The 22,486-nt window shown below is 40.8% G+C and carries 20 protein-coding genes and 1 riboswitch; of the genes, 13 read left to right on the plus strand and 7 right to left on the minus strand.

Going from position 1 to position 22,486, the window contains the following annotated elements:
- The first annotated feature begins 46 nt into the window (after positions 1–46).
- Positions 47–1,093: an aspartate--ammonia ligase gene (gene asnA / locus ABFX33_RS04925; RefSeq protein ID WP_346084597.1), complete on the plus strand. Its 1,047-nt coding sequence runs from the start codon at positions 47–49 to the stop codon at positions 1,091–1,093.
- 137 nt (positions 1,094–1,230) lie between these two features.
- Entirely contained in the window at positions 1,231–2,535 is a 1,305-nt protein-coding gene (locus tag ABFX33_RS04930; protein WP_346084599.1) for a DEAD/DEAH box helicase, read from the plus strand.
- A gap of 90 nt (positions 2,536–2,625) precedes the next feature.
- Here ABFX33_RS04930 and ABFX33_RS04935 read toward each other — a convergent pair whose 3' ends face one another.
- The 4 genes from ABFX33_RS04935 to ABFX33_RS04950 all read right to left on the minus strand — a co-directional run bounded on the left by ABFX33_RS04935 (position 2,626) and on the right by ABFX33_RS04950 (position 7,147).
- On the minus strand, positions 2,626–3,354 hold the full coding sequence (locus tag ABFX33_RS04935; protein ID WP_257089091.1) for a menaquinone biosynthetic enzyme MqnA/MqnD family protein: 729 nt from the start codon (positions 3,352–3,354) through the stop codon (positions 2,626–2,628).
- Positions 3,347–3,973, minus strand: coding sequence for a histidine phosphatase family protein (locus tag ABFX33_RS04940; RefSeq protein WP_346084600.1), 627 nt, complete (start codon positions 3,971–3,973; stop codon positions 3,347–3,349). Before ABFX33_RS04940 ends, ABFX33_RS04935 begins: the two co-directional genes overlap by 8 nt.
- 17 nt (positions 3,974–3,990) lie before the next feature.
- Positions 3,991–5,190 (minus strand): aminofutalosine synthase MqnE, encoded by a 1,200-nt coding sequence (mqnE, locus tag ABFX33_RS04945; protein ID WP_120258469.1) that lies wholly within the window; start codon positions 5,188–5,190, stop codon positions 3,991–3,993.
- A 133-nt stretch (positions 5,191–5,323) separates the two neighbouring features.
- Positions 5,324–7,147: an ABC transporter ATP-binding protein gene (locus tag ABFX33_RS04950; protein WP_257089085.1), complete on the minus strand. Its 1,824-nt coding sequence runs from the start codon at positions 7,145–7,147 to the stop codon at positions 5,324–5,326.
- Between the two features lie 270 nt (positions 7,148–7,417).
- On the opposite strand from ABFX33_RS04950, the gene ABFX33_RS04955 reads away from it, so the two are divergent.
- Both ABFX33_RS04955 and ABFX33_RS04960 read left to right on the plus strand, forming a co-directional pair.
- Positions 7,418–8,578, plus strand: coding sequence for a pyridoxal phosphate-dependent aminotransferase (locus tag ABFX33_RS04955; protein WP_346084602.1), 1,161 nt, complete (start codon positions 7,418–7,420; stop codon positions 8,576–8,578).
- An 84-nt stretch (positions 8,579–8,662) separates the two neighbouring features.
- Entirely contained in the window at positions 8,663–9,544 is an 882-nt protein-coding gene (locus tag ABFX33_RS04960; protein WP_257089081.1) for a prephenate dehydrogenase, read from the plus strand.
- 166 nt (positions 9,545–9,710) lie between these two features.
- On the opposite strand, the gene ABFX33_RS04965 is transcribed toward ABFX33_RS04960, so the two are convergent.
- The 3 genes from ABFX33_RS04965 to ABFX33_RS04975 form a co-directional block, all read right to left on the minus strand.
- The gene (locus ABFX33_RS04965) at positions 9,711–10,907 is read right to left on the minus strand and encodes a tetratricopeptide repeat protein (RefSeq protein WP_346084604.1); all 1,197 of its coding nucleotides are present in this window, start codon (positions 10,905–10,907) and stop codon (positions 9,711–9,713) included.
- Between the two features lie 72 nt (positions 10,908–10,979).
- Positions 10,980–11,363, minus strand: a complete 384-nt coding sequence (locus ABFX33_RS04970; RefSeq protein WP_120258474.1) for a hypothetical protein — start codon at positions 11,361–11,363, stop codon at positions 10,980–10,982.
- A 102-nt stretch (positions 11,364–11,465) separates the two neighbouring features.
- Positions 11,466–14,066, minus strand: coding sequence for a TonB-dependent receptor (locus ABFX33_RS04975; protein ID WP_120258475.1), 2,601 nt, complete (start codon positions 14,064–14,066; stop codon positions 11,466–11,468).
- A gap of 408 nt (positions 14,067–14,474) precedes the next feature.
- Between ABFX33_RS04975 and ABFX33_RS04980 the strand changes: the two genes are divergently transcribed.
- The 9 genes from ABFX33_RS04980 (at position 14,475) to tenA (ending at position 22,388) form a co-directional block, all read left to right on the plus strand.
- Positions 14,475–15,101 (plus strand): Crp/Fnr family transcriptional regulator, encoded by a 627-nt coding sequence (locus ABFX33_RS04980; RefSeq protein ID WP_346084605.1) that lies wholly within the window; start codon positions 14,475–14,477, stop codon positions 15,099–15,101.
- A gap of 153 nt (positions 15,102–15,254) precedes the next feature.
- Complete coding sequence (locus tag ABFX33_RS04985; RefSeq protein WP_257089067.1) at positions 15,255–16,103, plus strand: NAD(P)-dependent oxidoreductase; 849 nt, start codon at positions 15,255–15,257, stop codon at positions 16,101–16,103.
- Positions 16,104–16,204: 101 nt separating this feature from the next.
- Positions 16,205–16,948, plus strand: coding sequence for a dienelactone hydrolase family protein (locus tag ABFX33_RS04990; protein WP_346084606.1), 744 nt, complete (start codon positions 16,205–16,207; stop codon positions 16,946–16,948).
- Between the two features lie 133 nt (positions 16,949–17,081).
- Positions 17,082–18,245, plus strand: coding sequence for a hypothetical protein (locus tag ABFX33_RS04995; protein ID WP_346084607.1), 1,164 nt, complete (start codon positions 17,082–17,084; stop codon positions 18,243–18,245).
- 53 nt (positions 18,246–18,298) lie between these two features.
- Positions 18,299–19,141 carry a VanW family protein gene (locus ABFX33_RS05000; protein WP_346084609.1) on the plus strand — a complete coding sequence of 281 codons (843 nt, stop codon included), beginning with the start codon at positions 18,299–18,301 and terminating at the stop codon, positions 19,139–19,141.
- Positions 19,142–19,314: 173 nt separating this feature from the next.
- Positions 19,315–19,407: riboswitch (TPP riboswitch) on the plus strand.
- A gap of 79 nt (positions 19,408–19,486) precedes the next feature.
- The gene (gene thiM / locus ABFX33_RS05005; RefSeq protein WP_346084610.1) at positions 19,487–20,290 is read left to right on the plus strand and encodes a hydroxyethylthiazole kinase; all 804 of its coding nucleotides are present in this window, start codon (positions 19,487–19,489) and stop codon (positions 20,288–20,290) included.
- Positions 20,280–20,912 carry a thiamine phosphate synthase gene (gene thiE, locus ABFX33_RS05010; RefSeq protein WP_346084612.1) on the plus strand — a complete coding sequence of 211 codons (633 nt, stop codon included), beginning with the start codon at positions 20,280–20,282 and terminating at the stop codon, positions 20,910–20,912. The genes thiM and thiE overlap by 11 nt, the downstream gene beginning before the upstream one ends.
- Positions 20,909–21,751 (plus strand): bifunctional hydroxymethylpyrimidine kinase/phosphomethylpyrimidine kinase, encoded by an 843-nt coding sequence (thiD, locus tag ABFX33_RS05015; RefSeq protein ID WP_257089045.1) that lies wholly within the window; start codon positions 20,909–20,911, stop codon positions 21,749–21,751. Before thiE ends, thiD begins: the two co-directional genes overlap by 4 nt.
- Positions 21,735–22,388 (plus strand): thiaminase II, encoded by a 654-nt coding sequence (tenA, locus tag ABFX33_RS05020; RefSeq protein WP_257089043.1) that lies wholly within the window; start codon positions 21,735–21,737, stop codon positions 22,386–22,388. Before thiD ends, tenA begins: the two co-directional genes overlap by 17 nt.
- Positions 22,389–22,486: the final 98 nt, after the last annotated feature.

The following is a 22,486-nucleotide window of genomic DNA, read 5'->3' on the forward strand; positions in this document are numbered from 1 at the left end:
ATTTTCATATTTTTGTATCAAATAACTGAATAAGAAAAATGATGCGATGTACAACAATCCGTACATGGCTTTTCAATTGACTCATATGGAGGGAAGAAAACTTTTAAATACCGAAGTTGCTATCAGCTTCGTTAAAGATACATTTGTCCAAGAATTAAAAAACAAGTTAAATCTGATTCCAATTTCATCACCATTGGTGGTCTTGGACGGCACAGGATTAAACGATGATCTGAATGGCATCGAGCGCCCTGTTTCCTTTCCGATCAAATCTTTAAATGAAAAGCGGGCAGTCGTGGTTCATTCCTTGGCAAAATGGAAAAGAGTGCGCTTAAAAGAGCTTGAAATGTTACCTGGTGAAGGTATTGTCACCGACATGAAAGCCCTTCGTCCAGACGAAGATTATACCCCTATACATTCCATTTATGTAGATCAATGGGACTGGGAAAAAGTAATCGGAAAAGAACAGCGTAATTTGGTTCTTCTGAAAGATACGGTACTCAATATATACGATTCACTTCGATTTACAGAATTACAGGTGGAGCGTAAATACCCACAGATAAAAGCAATCCTTCCGGAGACCATCACATTTATCTCCTCGGAAGAGTTATTGCAAAAATACCCCAACCTAAGTGCCAAAGAACGAGAAAATGCCATTACAAAAGAACACGGTGCGGTATTTCTGTACGGTATCGGTGGTGCACTGAGCAATGGAGTAGCACATGATGGTCGGGCGGCAGATTACGACGATTGGAGTACTACAAATGAAGCTGGCTACAATGGTTTAAATGGTGATATCCTTGTTTGGAATCCAATTTTAAATTCAGCATTCGAACTTTCGTCCATGGGTATCCGTGTCGACAAAACGGCGTTAGCCCATCAGATGGAAATCAGAAATTGCAGCGAAAAGTCCAAACTGACGTTTCACAGTATGCTTCTTAACGATGAATTACCCGAATCTATGGGCGGTGGTATCGGTCAGTCTCGTGTCTGTATGTTTATGCTTAAGAAACAGCATATCGGCGAAGTGCAGGTCAGTATCTGGGAAGAAGATAAAAAACAAGCTTTGCGCGAAGAAGGTATTGATATACTCTAAAACAATACTATTAAAGTATAATACATTGGATCATTAAAAAGCATTCTTTGCTATCAAGTCCAATATAAAAATCTGACAAAGGTAATCCATCGGAAAGAGGTGGGTTACCTTTTCGTTTTAATTAGTACTTTTGTGCTATGCAGCTAGAAGCTATTTTAAATAAATTCGGTATTTCATCCCTGAATGAAATGCAACAGAAGGTACTGGACACCTACCAACAAGACAAAGATCTCATCTTGCTCTCCCCTACTGGATCAGGAAAAACCTTAGCCTTTTCATTATTAATACTACAACAGCTAAAAGATATCCCGCGTGAAGTACAAGTGCTGGTTTTAGTCCCTACCCGTGAACTCGCCTTACAGATCGAGCAAGTCATCCGGAAACTGACAACAGGATACAAAGTGACCTGCGCCTATGGCGGACATAGCACACGTATCGAAAAAAATGCATTCAAAGATGCTCCATCTATTCTAATTGGAACCCCCGGTCGAATAAAACAGCATCTTGAAGAGGGGAATTTTGATCCGACCCAAATCCATACCCTCATACTGGATGAATTTGACAAGTCCCTGGAGCTTGGCTTTCATCAGCAAATGGATTTTATCATTCGGCACATGCCAAAAATTAAATCGCGCATATTGACCTCTGCAACAACAATGGAGACCATTCCGCCTTTTACGCAGATTCAGGATCCCGTTACTGTCGATTTCCTAAAAGATGCAAACAATATCCCGCGGATCACGATAAAAAAAGTAGTTGCCACCAGTCAAAAGAAACTAGAAGCGCTTTTAAAACTTATCTGCAAGATCGGTACAAAAAAAATGATTATTTTTTGCAACCATCGTGATGCTGTCGACCATATCAGCGACCTATTGGACAATCGTAATATCATTCATGACATCTTTCATGGTGGTCTGGAGCAGCAGGACCGAGAATTGGCACTGCTAAAATTCAGGAACCACTCCAACAATGTCCTGATTACGACAGACCTTGCTGCCCGGGGATTGGATATTCCTGAAGTGGATGCGATCATTCACTATCAGCTTCCACATAAAGAAGATGATTTTACACACCGCAATGGACGCACAGCGCGTATGCAGGCAAAAGGTGACGTATATATCATCTTAAAACCTGAAGAAAATTATCCTTATATTTTGGAAGATACGGCAGAAGAGGAGTTCCCGGACTTCTATGACCTGCCCGAAAATTCACCTTTCGCTACACTCTATGTCAGCGCCGGAAGGAAGGATAAGGTCAACAAAATTGACATTGTTGGCTTTCTGTTAAATCTGGATGGCATCGAAAAAGACGATATTGGAATTATCGAAGTCAAAGACAAAATTGCTTATGTTGCTGTCAAACGTAAACTGGCTTTAGCGATCATCAATGCCGCTAACGGTCAGAAAGTCAAAGGCCGAAAAGTGAAAGTCGGAAGAACATAGAAAGCATAACAAAGTATATTAAAAAACATATAAAAAAAGAGGTTTGTTAAACAAACCTCTTTTTTTTGTAGCGCATTGCGCTTTATTTGATTAATCCAAATCTTTTAAATAGCCCAGATAGCGTTGTACAGCTTCCCGTTTTTGATCCGTGAGATGAAAATCAAGATGTGCCGTTAAATATTTTGTATAGTCAAACCCTTCAAATTCGGGCAGCCCCGTAATTACATCGGTCGCATGGGCTACACCATAAGCGAGGGCATCATTGAAATCTTTCACAAATGATTCAGGTAACTTTTTATTGCTTACCCACAGGGCAAACGCAAACGGCAACCCTGTAAAATCAAACCATTCCTTCCCCAAGTCATAGACATAGGGTACAGTATTCTTTTTACCGAAAGTACGATCCCCGATCAGAACATAGGCATCTGGTTCCACACTGTCGTCTGTAATCAGCTGAACCTCGCGTTTCCAGTAATTCTTTAACAGCACACGGGCAAGGCCATTAGAAGTACGCGATTGCTTATCCAGTCTAAGGGTCTCCACCTCCGTAATAGGTTTATTGGAAAAAATAAACACCGAATCAACGGCACCTTCAGTTCCGATACAAAAATCCGTATTGATATAATATTCAGGAAGACTGAGTAGTGCGGCAGTCGGGATAATTCCCATATCTGCCTCGTCATCTATTACCTTTTGTGCGCAGGCACTTGGATAATCGACACTGAGATCAATCTGATCCATTACCTTTGATTTGCGTATTCCGTTCAAAAACGGATATGTGTTTGTATATGATACGGCTGAAACTCTAATTTTATTCATTCATCAATGCTTCTAAGTGGTCTGTATTATAATGGTCTATAATTTCAAATTGACCATTATTGTACAGCAATTTATATAAAGCAGTATTTGTGTGTGGAAAATCATCCATATATCGGGCATCAATAGCAGTCATCAGGCAAAGCATGATGCGTAGGGCACGACCATGCATGCAAACAAGGATATTTTCTTCATTTGCTTGGGCCAGCATATGGTCCAATGCAAGCTGTTGGCGTTCCATTAATGCGTTGGGAGATTCTCCATTTTCAATACTGACATCCAATTCTCCGTTGCGCCATGCAGCGACCAATTGTTCAAAACCAGACAACAATTCAGGAGTCTGCTCTTTCCCTTCGTAGATTCCCCAGCTAATTTCATCCAACCCGACAAGCTGTTCCCAGGGCACATTCTGGTCAATAAAGCCCTGTACCGTCTGATGGGTCCGTAATAAAGTCGAGGTGTATACTTTGTCAAAAGGCACTGTATTGTACCGTTCAAAGAAAGCCTGAGCCTGGGCCATGCCTGTTTCATTTAATGGAGAATCAACTCCTCTCCCCTGCACGATGCCTTTTAGATTTAGATCAGTCTGTCCGTGTCGTATAAAATAAAATGTCTTTTTCAAAATGAATATGATCTAGTTTATGGGTTCACAACAGGTAGTGCGTAATAATTTTTCTTTTTGGTATCCTCTTCAAAGACAACATCATTATAGTCAGTCACCACGTTATACAATGTGTCGCGTTCAATGGGATGACGGCCTACCTTTTTAATCAATTCCACAACCTCTTGAGTTGTCATTCCTGGTTTTTGCTCTTCCGCACCAGCCATACTGTATATTTTGGTCGTATCGTCCAAAGTACCATCAATATCATCCACACCAAAAGCCAGAGATAATTGCGCTGTATCTCTTGATATCATTGCCCAATAGGCTTTGATATGATCAAAATTATCCATGTAGATCCGTGCGATCGCATAATTTCTTAAATCTTCGATAACAGAAACCTCAGGGATATGTGACATCTGGTTCTCTTTATTCCGAAATTTCAATGGAATAAAAGTCTGGAAGCCGCCCGTTTTATCCTGAAGCTGTCGCAAACGTTCCATATGGTCTACCCGATGCCAAAATTGTTCAATATGACCGTATAACATCGTCGCATTTGTATGCATACCCAGACGGTGAGCTTGCTCGTGAATATCTAACCACTGCTCAGCTGTACACTTATCATGCGCAATCTGCTCCCGGATTTCAGGATGAAAGATTTCAGCGCCACCACCGGGCATTGAGTCGAGTCCACAAGACTGCAAATATTTCAGTCCGTCATAGTGGCTCAACTTTGCTTTCTTGAAAATATAATAATATTCTACTGGTGTGAGTCCCTTAATATGTAATTCGGGTCGATGTGCTTTACATCTTTTAAAGAAGTCTGCATAAAATTCGAGATTTTGCTTTGGCACAACCCCACCTGTAATATGCACTTCGGTAACGGCTTCATTGTCATATTTCTTCACGATATCCATCATGCCATCGACTTCCATTTCCCAACCTTCAGCGCGCTCTTTGATCAGTCTGGAATAGGAACAGAATTTGCAGTCATATACACAGACATTCGTAGGCTCAATGTGAAAATTACGGTTAAAGAAGGTATGATCGCCATGACGTTTCTCACGGATATAATTGGCGAGAACACCAAGATAGCCTAATTCACCTTTTTCGTATAAAAGAACTCCTTCATCAAAAGTGATACGCTCCTCTCGCAAAACTTTCTCGGCTATATTTCTTAATTCAACGTCTAAATGTTTATCATTGATCAAGAAATTTAATTTATCTATTGCGTTCATTAATGTATCTCCTATCTTAAACAAATGTACCTAAAAGGCGACAAAAGTTATAATAAAATGTGATAACACTCATTCAGGATTGCGTCATGTTTAGTCCTCGAAAGACAAATAAAACTTTCCTAAAACGACATGCTTAGTCGGTAAATTGCTGCATCTCAATTAACTTCTTATATAAGCCATTATGCTGTAGCAATTCACTATGGCTACCTGTTTCAACAATTTTCCCAGCTTCGATGACCACAATCTTATCTGCATTTTGAATGGTGCTCAAACGATGCGCAATCACGACTGTGGTCCGATTATCCATCAATTTATAGAGGGAATCTTGTACTAGTTTTTCGGATTCGGTATCCAGGGCCGAAGTGGCCTCATCGAGCAGCATAATCGGTGGGTTTTTCAATACCGCCCGTGCAATACAGATCCGCTGACGCTGCCCACCCGACAATTTACCGCCACGATCACCAATATTGGTTTGGTACCCCTGATCTGTCTTTAGAATAAACTCATGTGCATTGGCTATTTTTGCTGCTGCTTCGATTTCCTCCTGACTAGCGGCTAGATTGGCAAATGCGATATTATTGAAAATCGTATCATTAAATAAAATGGATTCCTGATTGACCACCCCGATCATACTCCGTAAAGAATCCTGATCCAGATCCCTTAGATCTATACCGTCAAAAAGGATCTGTCCGTCAGTGACATCCATAAATCGTGGGATGAGATCCACCAATGTTGATTTCCCGCCACCTGAAGGACCAACCAAAGCCACTACTTTTCCCTTTTCAATCTCAAGGTCTATCCCCTGAAGGATCTTCTTATCTTTTGTATAAGCGAAATTTACATCTTTGAAAACAATACGTTGCTCAAAGCTTTCGACCTTTTTCGCATTCGGTTTGTCGGTCACCTCACTGCGTTCATCAACTAATTCCAACACCCGTTCTCCTGCTGCAAGACCATTATGAATACCACTAAAAGCATCTGTCAATGCTTTTGCCGGGCGCATCACTTGCGAGAAAATGGCTATATAAGCGATAAATGCAGGTGCTGTCAAACTTTTATCTCCAGATAGCACCAAATGCCCACCATACAACAAAATAATGGCAACCATCATCACTCCAAGCAGCTCCGAAACCGGAGAACTCAATTGTTGTCTCTTCGCCATTGCCCGACCAATATTGGCATATCGTTCGTTCTCATTATGAAATCTATTTTTGATAAAAGAGACTGCATTAAAGGCTTTGATGATTTTGATACCCGATAATGCTTCATCCAGATAGGATATCATATTTCCATAGGATTCCTGAGCTGAACGCGCCTGGCTTTTTAAATTTTTTACAATTCGTGCTATAAAAAATGCTGAAATCGGAATAACCAACAAAGAAAAGAAGGTCAGCTTGGCCGAGATATTAAACAACATCACAATATAGGCGATCAGCTGCAAAGGTTCTTTGAATACGACTTGTAAAGTACCCGTAACGGAATACTGCACAACCTGTACATCGGAAGCAACCTTGGAAACGATATCTCCTTTCCGCTGTCCCGTAAAATAACCGACATGCAGATCCATCACATTGTCAAATACTGCCCTGCGTAGTTTCAACAAGGTGTGGATACGAAAATTTTCCATAATCCGCTGGCAGAAATAACGAAAAAGATTACTGATAAATACGGAGATTACGATAACAATACAAACGTACTTTAATGCCCCATAAGCACCAAGTTGGTTATTTGCTACATTCGCATAGTAATTAAACCAAGCCAAAATATCCGTATAAGTCTCGGGTTTTACAACTTCAGTGACAGATTTACCGGAATTAAAAAGTGTGTGGAGTAATGGAGCGAGTAATGCTAAATTTAAAGTGCTAAAAACAACCGTAATCAAGGTGCAGATTACATAAGGAATCGCAAATTTCTCAATGGGTTTAGCAAATGATAAGAGCCTAAAATATGTTTTCATTTATTTTGAACTAAGACAAATTAATTTGATACAAAAAAATAATTTGTCGCCCTCTCCTCTTCCATTAAAATTCTATTAAGCGAGGAAATTGAACAAAAATAACAAATTAATCAAGAAAAGCACTCATACAGTTCTATTCAATAAAATTCCCAAGGGTCAGTGTGAAACGATGAACATGCTATTCATTTGAAAAAAAGACAAAAATAGCTACTTTTTATAGATAATTCCCTAATTTAGCTTCATTCAAATACCAAAATTATTAAAAATAAAATGCAAATAGACGTTGCCAAAAGATTGCAGCAAACTGAAGAATACTACTTCTCGAAAAAACTAAGGGAAATAGATGAGCTTAACAAACAGGGTGCACGTGTAATCAATCTAGGAATTGGAAGTCCTGACTTACCCCCTCACCCGGAGGTAATAGCGACATTGAATACGAATGCCCAACTTCCAAATGTACATGGCTATCAAAATTACAAAGGAGCTCCAGCTTTAAGACAGGCTGTTGCCGATTGGTATCAACGCTATTATCAAGCCACTTTTAATCCCAATACGGAAATCTTACCACTGATTGGATCGAAAGAAGGTATTGTCCATATTTGCATGACCTACCTACAGGAAGGAGACAAAGCTTTAATCCCCAATCCCGGCTACCCGGCCTATGCTGCGGCTGTAAGATTGAGTGGGGCGGAGTCGATCACCTATAAGCTTACGCAGGAAAAAAATTGGCTGATTGACTTTGACGAACTTCGGAAACAAGATCTGTCAAACGTCAAGTTAATGTGGATCAATTATCCGCACATGCCTACGGGTGCCTCAGCATCGGATGCGTTTTATAAAGAACTGATTGAATTTGCAAAGGAATTCAATATTCTTATCTGTCATGACAATCCCTATAGTTTTATCCTGACGGACAAACCACGTAGTATCATGAGCGTGGAAGGCGCAAAAGAGGTCGCGATAGAATTAAATTCATTGAGCAAATCATCCAATATGGCTGGTTGGAGAGTCGGAGCATTGGTTGGTAGCGAAGAGCGTATCAACCAGGTGTTACGTTTTAAAAGCAATATGGATTCCGGGATGTTTTTACCTGTTCAATTGGCGGCGGCAAAAGCCTTACAACTGGAAGCTTCATGGTATCAAGATCTTAATAAAATTTATGCAGATAGACGTCTTAAAGTCTATGAAATCATGAACTTACTGGGCTGTTCATACCAAAAAGATCAGGTTGGTTTATTTGTATGGGCTCAAATCCCGAATTCCTATAAGGATGGTTATGCGCTTAGCGATGCTGTCTTGGACAAAGCACGCGTGTTTATCACACCGGGAGGGATTTTTGGAGATGGAGGAAATCAGTATATCCGCATCAGTCTCTGTGCGACAGTAGAAGTTCTTGAAGAATCCATCCAACGTATTAAGGATAACTTCTAGACACATTTTTCAAAATTAACATTTCAATCCGATGAAATATCCGCGATTACAGCAGACAAATAAATAGAATCCGGGTATTTCATTATGGGCTTTGAAAGACAAACACGAATAAATAATTATTCACATATGAATATTGCCATCGTAGGCGTAGGCTTAATTGGCGGCTCAGTTGCCATCCGCTTAAAAGAAACAAAATTCTGCAGTAAGATCATTGGTGTAGATAAAAGCGAAAAAAATCTTGATAAAGCCAAGCAGATAGGCTTTATCGACGAAGCAATGACTTTGGAAGAAGCAATAAAGAACTGTAAGGTACTTATATTGACTATTCCCGTTGATGCGATTTTGCAGGTAGTTCCTCAGATCCTCGATCAGGTGACGGACCAGGTCGTTATTGATATGGGGTCTACCAAGACTAACATACTGAACAAAATCAAAGATCACCCCAATAGAGGTCGCTATATTGCAGCTCACCCGATGGCTGGTACGGAATATTCTGGCCCTGAAGCAGCCGTAGCAGGCCTTTTCAAGGGCAAGATGATGGTCTATGTTGAGGCCTTTAGAACGGATGAAGATGCATTCGAAGTTACTGATGCGATCACGGATCAACTGGAGATGCGTACCTGCTTCATGAATGCGGACGAACACGATGTGCATACAGCTTATGTTTCGCATATCTCCCACCTTACTTCATTCGCATTAGCATTGACAGTATTGGAAAAGGAGAAATCGCAGGGGCGTATATTTGAGCTGGCAGGATCAGGTTTTGAATCTACAGTCCGTCTGGCTAAAAGTTCACCCGATATGTGGACACCTATCTTCAAACAGAATCGCGAAAATGTACTGGAAGTCCTGGAAGAGCATATCAAACAATTGCAATCCTTACATGATTCAATCGCCAGCGAAGATTATGACAAGTTGCATAAACTCATCAAGCGTTCAAATAAGATTAAACGTATCATTAAGTAGGGTCTGAACTGGTTTAACATAGAACAATCACAGGCTCCCGTGGGAGCTCAACTAAAAATACAAACGGGGCTATCCAAATTCGGATAGCCCCGTTTCTATTTAATTGTATTCATGCTCCCCGCAGTCTCTATTCAATTCTCCTGGGGAAGCTTTTCTTTTTATGGTTTTATTCGTCTTCCAATTCATTAAACTTATCTAAATCGAGCTTGGCCCCCACTGCATCACCGAGCTTTTCTTTGATAGCAGCACGATAAGAATATAAATCCGAATAATAAGGATTCAAGTCAATAGCTGTAGAATAATCTACCAATGCGCCATGCATGTCCTCCAGTTTTTCCTTGAGATCTGCCCGCAAAGAATACACATAAAAGTCATCAGGATTCAGTTCGACCAAACGGTCGAAATCAGACAATGCCTCAGGTAGACAGCCCAGACGTTCCAATAAGGAAGCCCGTTCTTCATACACAATAGATGAGTTGCTGTCATTTTCTTCCGCTTTCGCATAATCGTTAAGTGCTTTTTCGGAATAGCGGTAAGATTCAAACACCTTAGCACGGAATACATAGGCAGCAGTTTGATTTTCATCCAGCTCGATCGCCCGATTAAAATCATTTAAAGCCAACTCAAAGCAGGTCAATTTTAGATAGAGACTTCCTCTGAAAACAAAGAGGTTACTATCTCCTGTTGTATTTTTATTGATGGCCGAGGTATACAATTCGATCGCCTTCAGATAATCATAACAATGGACGTATTCAAGTCCTAATGAATTCAGCTCGTCCGTACTGAGTTCTTTGGGTGTAGATTCCAGCTCTTGAATAACCAGATTTTCGGCTTCAAAATAGCTCAATTCGGCCTGATTTTCCTGCCATTCCAATACACTGTGATAATTAAAATCCAATCTTTTGGCAATCTGGTAATCATAAAATGCGCCCTCATCTTCGCCAATCAAGCGATAGACCAAGCATCGGCTTGCGTAAAAATAAGGTTCCTCTTTAAAGGATTCAATTGCCCTACTATAAACAGCGATTGCTTCTTCGTAGGCTTTTATCTTAAAATAATAGAGTCCAAGGTAACTGTATGCCAGCGCACTGTTTGACAGCGCGATGACCTCCTCCAGGACTTGCACAGGATCGTTATCAGCAATAATCCCCATCGAAAAGCCCTTTAACAGGAGCTTGATGCCTTCTTGTTGGATGTGATCAAACTCATCCGGGGAAAAGGGAATGATATCCGTTGGAAAAAAAGACGAAATTGGCAAAAAAGAAAATTTAGCAAGCAATACAGGTGAGGGAAGTTTAAAATCCGCTGCTGTAACAGCATCGCCCCGAAGGGTAACAGATAGATTTGATATCATTAGCTTCATACCCAAAACTAAGCTAAATTTCAATACAAAAGAAATTTAACCGCCTCGCTTTCCTACTTAAATAGAAACGATTTAATTCAGTTCACCGGTCAAATAGAGATATTTGTACCGAACGATATCCCTCGAATTCGTAAATCTGACTAGCTTTTCACGTTTAAAGACATAATTAGAAACCTTATCTTCCATTAAACGTAAGAACTCAACAAACTCCGCGAAAAAGCTTTGGCGTTCACCGGCTGTGAACTGACTATTTCTTACAATCCAAAAAAACTGGTCTTCATTGACATGAAAAGACACTTCATTTTTCTTCTCTTTTCGAAAAATAAAAATCGGGTCATTTTCTTGGTTAATAAATAAAGCAAAACCGGTATTTCCACCATCCAGGTTTACCACAAAAGCGGAAAAATAAACGGTACCTATCTGTAAATTTTCCAGACAAATTAATTTATGCAACATCAGGTTGGCAGTTAGATCACCTAAAAGTATTAAGTTTTTATTAAAAAACAAAAAAAGACCCACAATAATGTGAGTCTTTTTAATACTAAATAGGGTATCTTATTAGAATGTGAATTTCACTGAAGCGTTCCAGGTTCTTCCTAGACCGATCAATACTGTGTTAGAGGTATTGATTCCATTCCAATATTCATTCGTCTCGCCGGCCTTCGTGTTTTCAAAAATATTTGTAGTCGCCTCAGAAATATAGAACTTGTTCAATAAGTTATTGATGTTAAATCTAAAACTTATTGCGTTTTTATCACTGATATCTATTTTATAAGAAACACCTGCATCAACAAGTTGGTAGGAAGGCAATTCTAATACTTTGCCCTGACCAGCTTGTCTTGAAGAATACAAACGATCGTAAGATCTCCAGTCTCCATCAACAGATAAACCTCTTGTGATAAAATACTTGGCACCTAAACCATAGGTTGTTTGCGCAGCATCCCCAACTTGACCACCAGTTAAATCGACCTTTTCGGTTGCCAATTCTACCCGGTTTTCATTACGGACAATTGAAACTGATTCGCCATCATATTTCCAATCACCGATAGACGCAAAACCTTTAACAGTAAATCCTCTGAACGGACGAGCAGCAAAATCCAACTCTACCCCTTTGTGGTTCTGTTTTACACCATAATTTGAGAAATAAAGATAATCTCCCTCTACTAAGATGTTCGGATCATTGGTTGGATTATACTTTGCAACATCTGCTTTTGAAGCATTTCTTGAGTTACCAGTCACCCTATTTTCCCATGTTGTCTTATAAGCATTCACATTCACATCAATGTATCTTGACATAAATTTATACCCTAATTCAAGACCTAAGATCTTCTCGTTCTCCGCATAAGGGTTCACGTCATTTCTATAGTTCATGAAGATATTGTTCTGATAAGGCTGACGTGAATAGTAACCAGCATTAGCAAAAAGACTATGTTTGCCTAAGGTATAGCTTACACCTCCTTTGGTGTTATATCCAAAATTATTAACATTTTCCGATTTTGAGTTCTCGGGTTTCTCTAAATAATATTCTCTACGGCTATTTTGCTGTTGCGAAACTGACCCTTGGAAAAACGCTGTAAAACCATTTTTAGCATATTCCAATTGACCAAATAAGCCGCCGTAACGGATCATTTGCTCATAATCCCATGCTAATCTATTTTCTGTCGATTTCGGTTGGCTTGAAAATGCCTTCCATGGATTGGTTGAATAAGTTTCTGTAATAAAGACATTATTGCCCAAGTTTACGTTACCTACGTTGGCAATTGATGACTGACCCAACATATCCGTTACCTGACGATAGTGCTCACCTTTATAATCACGCAAATCGAATCCAACATTGAAATTTAAATTCTCATTTAATTTACGGTTATAGTTAGAAACGATACCATACCACTGGTGATTGTTTACATCAGCTGCTAGGTAAGGGCCTTTATTGAATTTATCTGTTCTCTTGGTTTGACCACCACCACTCGCTACTGAAGCATAAACAACGGTAGATAATGAAGATTTATCATCAATAGTCCAGTCCCAGTTGAAATTGGCTACCGGTTTATGGTAGTAATTTTTACGGTAGTTAACTTCGGTACCATTAACTGTCTCGACATTACTATTGTATCTTCTTCCATTTTTCAAGTAGTTGTCCAATGTTGAAGTGAAACCTTGATTATGCCATTGTGGAGCACCAGTAACCATTAAGTTAAAGTTATGCTTATCGCTCGCTTTATAACCCACAGACAAGAAATAATTTTGTCCCTGCCCTTGCGTACCATTCACATATCCATCACCGGACCAATGCGTAAACATTGCTGAAACAGCAAAACCGTTTTTCATCATTCCAGTACTATAGCCTACAGTTCCTTTCATCAACATATCATTACCGACTGTCGTCCGCACAAAACCGCCTTCTTTCATATCTGTGGACTTGGTTACAAAGTTGATTGTTCCCCCTACAGATGAAATCGCTAGTTTGGAAGAACCCAAACCACGTTGGATCTGTACCAAAGAAGCAATATCTGTAAGGCCAGACCAGTTAGACCAATATACACGGCCATTATCCATTCCATTCACCGGCTGACCATTCAATAAAAATGCTGTATTGGATTGGTCAAAACCACGTGTAGTCATTGAAGATTCACCAAAACCTTTCGCCTGCCCTGTAATGTAAACTGATGGCGTATTCGCCAAAGTTGACGTGATATCTTGCGCACCTACTTTTTCTTCAATTTCAAGTCTATTAATCGTTGAAACTGCGATAGGCGTTTTTCTCCCAGCAGCAATATCAATAACACCATGACCAACAACAACAACCTCATCTAAATCCGTTGAAGTACCCTCCGAAAAAGTCGGATTAATATTCAACGATTCGCCCGATTTCAACATGATGTTTTCAATGACAACTGGTTTTTCACCAATGTAGGTCACTTCAACTTTGTAGGGACCTCCCTCTTGAAGATTTGAAATTTGAAATTTTCCTTGAGCATCAGCTGAGCCGCTTACAACTTGTCCACTTGGGATGTGGGTAATTTTAATGGTTGCTCCTTTAACTGTTTGTCCAGTAGCCTCTTTTACAACTCCTGAAACCGAACTAGTATTTGCCGTTTGTGCATGAACCGCGCCATAGCTAGCAAAAACAAGTGCAAAAAAAAGTAAAGACTTTTTCATCTTAGATGTGATTGTTTTGTTTTTTGTGCCGCAAAATTAGGAATTGATTGTCTTTTTAACTAATTTTAACACTAGCACAACTGTAAACAGTCCGTTTATATTAACTTCAAATTTTAATCTTCCATAGATTAAGCTTGATTTTAGAATCAAAACAGCAAGTCAAAATTAAGCCCGTTAATAGGAATACAACAAAAACATTGTTTTAATGAAAATATATCAAAAGTAGTTAGAATAAAATTTTGTCTCCTTTGAATAAGTCAACACATTCTTTTATTTCTGTTTTTTATCCGGATATCTACCTGAGACATCCTTTATTATTACAGCGGAGCATAAGGTCTTAGCGTTTTTTAATCAAACACAGCATCCCTTAAGATCAAAATGGCTATATTTAAGTACTAATAAAAAACTATGTTGTCCATTGAACAAGCTTACGCAGGTGTTCTTGAACCTGCATTGATTGAAGAAATTATAAAGAATGCTCGCATCAAAACTTTCCGTGAAGGCGACCTCATCATCGATACCGATCAATACATCAGCGCAATGCCCTTATTGTTAGCGGGAGCGATCAAAGTCGTCCGCGAGGATGAAGCCAGAGGAGAACTCTTACTCTATTATCTTGAACAGGGACAGACCTGTACTATGTCTATCGCCTGTTGTCTGGGAAATAAAAAAAGTGAAATTCGGGCTCGGGCTGAAAAGGATACAACCGTAGCCATGATCCCCAATGAACAGGTCAATGACTGGATGGGAAAGTACCCTTCCTGGCGGAATTTCATTATATCGAGTTATGCCAGCCGGATGAATGAAATGCTCCAGGCTGTAGATAATCTTGCATTCTCCAATATGGAAGAACGTATCCTCAATTACCTAAAAGCTAAAGTAAATCTTACCAACGACCGGATTCTAACCCTCACCCATCAAGATATTGCATCCGATCTGAACACTTCCCGTGTTGTCGTCTCTCGGATCTTAAAAAAATTGGAAAATGAAGATAAGATTGTACTGCTCAGGAATGAGATCAGAGTATTGATTTAACAGCAGAAATAAATTCATATCAAACGGATATGGAGCTTATACTATCGAATTTAAATACCTCCTATTGTTGTCCTAGCTTTACGCCCTATAGATCCAAAAACATTTGTACCTTTATTGTGAGCTGAATGTTCGATTCACATGACACAATTTAATATGAAAACAGAAAACATAGGATTTATAGGATTAGGAAATATGGGGAATCCCATGGCAAAAAACCTTGAAAAAGCAGGATTTCCGCTTGCCGTTTACAACAGAAACATCGCCAGAACAACAGACTTTGCAGCACAATCAACTGTTTATAGTGAAGTCACAGATCTGATCGGGTCCAGTGATGTGGTTTTCACCATGCTGACAAACGATACCGCCGTCGAGGAGGTTTACGGTAAAATTCTTGAACAGCCTATCAGCGGAAAATTATTTGTGGATATGAGTACCATCGCTCAAGATGTGAGTATCAATCTTGCCAATAAGCTAAAAGCGAAAGGTGCCGCATTTCTGGATGCTCCGGTCGCTGGAAGTACCAAACCTGCTGCCGAAGGTACATTGATCATTATGGTCGGCGGAGAACAGACCGACCTTGAACGTGCCAGACCTTACCTTGAGAAGATGGGAAAATCCATTAAACATCTTGGTGAAAGTGGCAAAGGTATTGCCGCCAAACTAGCCATAAATTATTTTCTATCAATCATCTATCAAGGTTTGGCCGAAACCATCTTATTCTCTGATCAATTAGGGATTGAACGTAGTGAAATGCTAGAGATTATCAACGATAGTGCCAGTGGTAGCGGAGCAACAAAAGTAAAAACACCTTTGCTCGTTGAAGGAAATTATACCGCAGCATTTGCGCTGGATCTGATGTTAAAAGATATCCGGTTGGCACAACAGGCGGGAGCCTCCTATCCCCTTCTTGGCACCTTGCTCGACACCTATCAAAAGGCGCATGACAGCGGTTTGGGACAATTGGATGTGATCGGAATTATTGAATCAATAAAACCTTCCTGAGCCTAAATTTGTTTATCAAGCACACGAAGGATTTTCACCGGAAACAGCGGTATTATCTTTAATCACACAGGCCATCTGACGGCTAAAAAAATTAAGAACAGATGAAAACAGCTTTGACATTTTTTCTATTAACTATGGTTACCATGGGTATGAAAGCACAGGAGTTAAAACAAGTATCCTACAAAGACGGAACACAGCAACTGAACGGACTTATCACGTCCAACGCCAACAAAAAAGGGCCTGCGGTCCTTATTTTACCCGCATGGAAAGGCATAGATAACGAGGCGAAACAAGCCGCATTGCAACTTGAAAAAGAAGGTTATATTGCTTTCATTGCCGATATCTATGGTGAAGGAAATATCCCCGCCGACAATACAGCGGCTTCGAAAATCGCCAGCCATTATAAAGCAGACTACAAGGCCTATCAGCAGCGCATTGCGGCTGCTCTGAAACAATTGAAGGAAGCTGGAGCTGATTCCGAAAAAATTGCAGTAATCGGTTACTGTTTTGGCGGAACCGGAGCACTGGAAACAGCACGCGCTGGTTTTCCTGTGGCAGGAGTGGTCAGTATTCATGGTGGACTCTCCAAATCAGCCGACAGACCTAATGCAGCGATCAATGTGAAAGTATTGGTTGAACATCCCGCCGCTGACAAAAGTGTATCAAAAGAAGATTATGATGGGTTAGTCAAGGAACTTAATGAAGGAAAAGCGGACTGGCAGATCATTACCTATGCCAATTCTGGCCATACCTTTACCAATCCGGAATCACCTGAATATAATCCTGTCATGGCCAAACGTGCTTGGGAGCATACTTTACTATTCCTAAAAGAAGTACTAAACTAAAGCATATAAAGCCAAAGCTTCCCCTATTCAAATGAACTGTCATTCCAGATCAATAGCGCCCCATCCCATTATTTTCCAGTTATTGGTACTCTTGTTTTGTACGACTGTGGCACGATCCCAAACGATAAAATCAATGGAAATCGGGGCACCTACCCAAGCGATCTTGTTCGTTACCAATGAATCCGATAAATCAACGGATTTCGCGATGCGTCTCCATGATCAAAAGGCAAATGAAATTATTAGACAGGTTCCCTATAGTACCACCAAACTCCTGGTCTCAAAAACAGATGCCCAAAAATTTACTTTTGTTGTCAACAAGCGTAAGTGGACAGTGGATGTACCGACCCTCAAACAACGAAATGCCATGATCCTGTTTGATGGCCAGAGCAGACCAAAAGTGATCTATGACAGTCAAAGCTATCTACAGGCCGCAAAGCCAATAATGACAAATAATAAGCAGACAAGTACAGCTCAAAAAGCGCTTAAATACGATGCGAAACTATTCTTCGATTCCATAGCAGCTATTCCGTTTAAACCATCCAGGCAATATGCTGAGGCCGTCATTTCCCGCCCCAGTCTTCCGATCTACTCCACGCAGAAAAAAGGCAAATATGACGGAACTTATATTTCGCAGACTTTTACAGGGGAGAACCTCGAAAAACCCAGCGGCATTATAACAACCGTTTATCAGCGAGGCAAAGAACTCTCGGCAAACAATTTGGCTAATGGGGTCAACTATTACACCAAATATTTTTACAACAAATGGGGATTAATCGATTCGATACAACAGCTTCAAAACAGCAAATGGTCCTCTAGTACAATTTATCAATACTTACCGCATGCTATTCTCATTACCGATCCTGAGCGGCGAACCGTCTCCATCCAGCATTTAAATGATCAATATCAATTGATCCGGGAGGAGTCCATTCATTTCGTTTACCAACGGATGCATTGGGTCGACCACCGTTACAATGAAAATGGGCAGCTTATTGAGGAAGTTTCAGGGCTAAATGACGCTATCGAAAAACGTACACTGTATTATTATGATACCCAAAAAGCAGACAATTTCTCTTCGTGGCAGGTATTTGACCCAACAGGGAAGCTCACTGCCGAATCCAAAATAGCTGTGCAAGACAACGAAAGCACCTATCTGTTTTATCGTGATGGTACATTGGAATTGAAAATAGTCTCAAAGGACCTGGGCGACCACCAATACGAGAGCACTGTATTTGACAAACAGGATAAAATTACCTCTAAAACAATACAAAAAAAGGAAAGTTCCTCCAATTCTCAATAATTCAAACGCGCAAACTGAAATAGAAGCAAGCAATAAACCATCATTTGTCATTAGTGAAAAAACGGAAATTAATAAGTCAACGCCACCCTTTACTGTATTTTCTCGCTGTCTGGGCAAGAAGGACACAAAGAAAAGCCATTTGGTTACTGGATAATAAAAAGTACACAAAAACCAAGTCTACAACAGCGCTGCAGTACCGCATCAAAAAACACCAGTCTGTTTTATTAAAGAAGCTGGGAGAAAACAATATGCAGCTGCAGATCAATAAAGTGACCAATCTAAAGATTGCAGCAAAGCAGATCAATGGTGTACTGATCCAGCCCGGTGAAACCTTTTCATTCTGTAGACTGGTCGGCCAGCCCACACAGAAGAAAGGCTATCTTCCGGGGATGGAATTATCTTTTGGCGAAGCACGGGCAGGTATAGGCGGTGGAATCTGCCAGATTTCCAACCTGATCCATTGGCTTGTTATCCATAGCCCGCTGACAGTCACAGAGCGTTATCACCATTCTTTTGATCCGTTTCCCGATGATGGGCGTGTATTACCTTTCGGAAGTGGTGCAACGGTATTTTACAACTATCGTGACTATCAGTTTACCAACAATACCCCCTATACGTTTCAGATTAATCTCTGGTTTACCGAAAAATGTCTTGAAGGTGAACTGAGGATCGATCAGGAGCTCGATTTTGCCTATCACGTCATTGAAAAGGAGCATCAATTCCTTAAAATAGGAGATCAATTCTATCGAAAAAATGAAATCTGGCGGGAAAAATTCCTAAAATTTCAGGGTGGAAAGGTTGTTGATACGGAACTCCTGACGAAAAATTTTGCCCGCGTCACTTATACCCCTCCTGACTACACGGAATTGCCAGCTGAAGACAATATAAATTCTTAACAAGCAGCTTAGCTGCACGAGATCATTTTGACATCATCCTCTACTCGTTGTCGGTTCAATCTATTTCCCATCTAATACTGAAAATGTCTGTCAAATCGCTCGCTGTCATTTTTACCATTCACGGACCGAATAAAACAGGGGTTATAAAAAGTCCTTTTTTTTGTCTAAATTTGATATGGCTTTGGGGGTATTCTGTATAGAATTGAGATAGTCCCTTCGAACCTGATTCGGTTTATACCGGCGTAGGGAAAAGCAACCGCTTACGTATATTACAATATACCGGACAGCCCATCTGTCTCATTTCTTCCTGACAAAGCCACGTACAAACATAGCGAACAAAAAGGAATGGAAGATTTAATTATCGATCTGTTAGCACAGGTCAGACGACAAAAACCACTTGTACATAATATTACGAATTTGGTAGTGATGAATAGCACCGCCAATGCACTCCTTGCTCTTGGAGCTTCCCCAGTCATGGTTCACAGTCCATCCGAAGTACGCGAGGTTGTTGATCTTGCCCAGTCGTTGGTACTTAACATCGGCACATTGAGTGAACTTACTGCCGAGTCCATGCTTGTAGCAGCAGAACACGCCAATAACATTGGCCGCCCTTGGGTATTGGATCCTGTGGGTGCGGGAATATCCGCTTTTCGCAATGACTTATTGGCAAATCTCCTGGAATTAAAGCCCACTGTGATACGGGGAAATGCATCAGAGATCATGAGCCTTTACAATTTCAACCAGGTCAATACCAAAGGAGTAGACAGCACCGCAGACAGCAAAGCTGCTATCGGCTTTGGTAAAGCATTACAAGAACAATTGGGATCTATCATCTGCATCTCCGGAAAGGTAGACTATATCCTGTCCGAACAGCATACCGCAGAGGTACACAATGGGCACCCCTTGATGCCCCAGGTTACCGGACTTGGCTGTAGCGCAACTGCACTCATCGGTGCATTTTTAGCAGTCACAGACCATCCTTTTGAAGCAGCGACCGCCGGTGTCTCCCTTTTGAGCTTAGCAGGTGAACTGGCAACAACGCGATCCTCTGGTCCGGGTTCCTTACAGATGAACCTCTATGATGAGCTCTATCTGCTGAATGAAGAGCGTATCCGGATGCATCTCAACTTGAAGCATTATGGCAATTAATCCCCTATTTCCTTACCCCTTGTATCTGGTTATCTCCGAACAGGACTGCTACCCACAATCTTGGCTCCACGTTGCCGAAGAAGCCATAATCGGCGGTGTGGATATTATTCAGTTACGCGAAAAGAACGAAACGCCGACAGGGTTTCTGGAAAAAGCCAAGAAGCTAAAACAGCTTACCGATCGCTACGGAATCCCATTGGTCATCAATGATGCCGTGGATATTGCGATTGAAATCGAGGCCTGGGGGGTGCATGTCGGACAAAATGATCGTCAACCTATAGCAATAAGGGAAAAATACGGACATCGTCTTCAAATTGGCTGGTCGCTTGAAGATCGGACACAACTTGACAGCAAACAGATGGCCGCTGTAGACCACCTTGGTGTCAGCCCAATCTTTCCAACAAAAACAAAAACAGACACCATTACAACCTGGGGAATCAGTGGATTGGCTGAGTTACGTAATCTAACTGAAAAGCCCTTGATCGCCATCGGAGGTATGAACCTGGATACCAGTGCAAGTGCCTGGCTGTCTGGCGCAGATTCCATTGCAGTCGTATCAGCAATTTGCCAAAGTAAAAATCCAAGAGAGCGTAGCGCTCAATTAAAGGAATTATTAACATGAACATAACGAAAAAATATACAGTGCCCACTGTACTGAGCATTGCGGGGTTTGATGGCAGTGGCGGAGCCGGTATCCAAGCTGATACGAAAACTATATCAGCCCTTGGATGTTATGCCATGAACGTCTTAACGGCATTACCAGTGCAAAACACGCAAGGAGTGCGGAATATTTACGAGATACCGACCCAAGCTGTGCGTGAGCAACTTGATGCGATCTTCGAAGATATTTATCCCGATGCGATCAAAATTGGGATGGTTCACACGATTGAACTTGTCGAACTGATCAGCAGCTATTTGAAAGATTACCGTGGAACAATCGTATTTGATCCGGTGATGGTATCAACAAGTGGTCACAAGTTAATTCATGATGACACAATACAGGCATGTATGGACTTGCTTTTTCCACAAGCGACGATTATCACTCCCAACCTGGATGAAGTCAGTGTACTTGTTGGAAGAACCATAGCTAAGGTCCAAGAAATGGAAAAAGCAGGCATTGAACTTCTTGAAAAAGGATGTCAGTCAGTCCTTATTAAAGGTGGACACCTCCAGACAAGCGAGCTTACCTCTCTCCTCTTTCAGCAAAACGCATCACCGTTGGTATTTAAATCAGAAAAAATTGACAGCAAAAATACACATGGATCCGGCTGTTCTCTTTCTTCAGCAATAGCGAGCCAGTTAGCGCAGCAATTCCCCCTTGCTGAGGCTGTCGCTACCGCTTTAGATTATGTCCACGAGGCAATTAAGGCAAGCAAAGACCTCGTTATTGGCAAAGGAAATGGGCCACTTAATCATTTCCACAACCCTTCTAAACTTATTTTTCATGAAATGGAGCGATAAAGCCTGGGATGCTATAAGACCAATTTATGCTGATATCTTAGCCATGCCTTTTATTTCCGAGCTGAGCAATGGCAGTCTACCGCTGGAAAAATTTCAATTCTATATGCGCCAGGATGCTTTCTATCTGGAGGAATTTGGACGTGTTTTAGCTTTTATCGGTGCAAAGAGTGCCGATAATCAACAAGCCCTGGATTATTTTGAATTTGGGCGCAATGCACTTATCGTCGAAAAAGCGCTGCATGAAAACTATTTTAAAGAATTTGGCCTGGATCCGGAAGACGACAACAAGATAGAACCCGTTTGCCACCATTACGTGCATTTTTTAAAAAGTGTGGTCGCCTTTGAGCCTATTGAAGTCGCTATGGCTGCGACTTTGCCCTGCTTTTGGATTTATAAAGAAGTTGGCGACCACATCGTTTCGATCGCCAGTGGCGACCAAAACCCCTATTCCAAATGGATCGATACCTATAGTGGTGAGGACTTCGCCGAGGGTGTGAACAAAGCCAAAAATTACGTCGATCAAATTTCTGAACAAACTACTGCAACAAATCGGGAGAAAATGCGACAAGTATTTATAACAGCTTCCCGATTGGAATATCATTTCTGGCAGGCAGCTTACGAAAAGAGAATGTGGTAACAAAAAAACAACAGTTAAATTGTTCGATAGCGAACACCAGTTGTTCAAAAATGGGCAATAGGAGAAAACGTCTAAAAGTAAAAAAAGATGTTTATCAG

This window comes from Sphingobacterium ginsenosidimutans (assembly GCF_039536865.1).
Classification (GTDB): Bacteria; Bacteroidota; Bacteroidia; order Sphingobacteriales; family Sphingobacteriaceae; genus Sphingobacterium; species Sphingobacterium detergens.